The sequence below is a fragment of the Francisella sp. XLW-1 genome (assembly GCF_008711455.1).
In the GTDB taxonomy this organism is placed as follows: Bacteria; Pseudomonadota; Gammaproteobacteria; order Francisellales; family Francisellaceae; genus Francisella; species Francisella salimarina.
On sequence record NZ_VXKP01000024.1, the window covers coordinates 1 to 767 of the forward strand.

Sequence of the window (767 nt, forward strand, 5' to 3'; positions counted from 1 at the left end):
AAAAAGACTAAAACTTGTCGAAAATATAGTTCAAAAAACACTAAAAAAATAGGAATTAGAAGAGGATTACAGCGCTACAGATGCAATTATTGCAACTCTAAATTTCAGAGTGCTCGTAGACCTAAAAAGCTATTAGAGATATTATTTTATAAATATTTGTTTAGACATCAAACTTATGCAGATTTAGCTATTGAATACGATAAAACTAAGAAATGGGTTTACACTCAAATTCATAATTATGAAGCAGCTAAAAAAGAGCATAAACCTAGAGCAGTAACACTAGTTTGTGATACTACCTTTTATGGTAAGAGAAAAGATAAATTAGCTACAGTAGTTTTTTATGATACGATAGATGATGAGGTTTTGCTTTGGAAGCATGTGGACTCAGAAAAATCTAAATATTACAAAGAGATGTTACAAGAGTTATTATCTTTGGGATATAGAGTAAATGCTATAACTATAGATGGTAAAAGATGCTTAAACACTGTGTTTAAGGAATATCCAATACAGATGTGTCATTTTCATCAAAAGAAAATAATAGACAGATACATTACTAAAAATCCAAAATTAGAAGCTAGCATTGAATTACAAAAAATACTCAATAGGATCACTAAAACAACAGAAACTAGACTTAAAAAGATGATCTACCCCGTCAATTTGGGAGAGTTTACTTCTTCATTCTCTATTATATATTCAAACTGATTTGGGGTCATATAATTTATCGTAGAATGTTTTCTTTTTGTATTATAGTAAGCTTCAATATACTC

1 protein-coding gene is annotated in these 767 nt (G+C 28.8%); it reads left to right on the plus strand.

The genetic code is table 11. The features are described 5' to 3' along the window. Positions 1-702: hypothetical protein (locus tag F3D59_RS10145; RefSeq protein WP_224721196.1), on the plus strand; the 702-nt coding region annotated here is incomplete at its 5' end. Between the last annotated feature and the right edge of the window lie 65 nt (positions 703-767).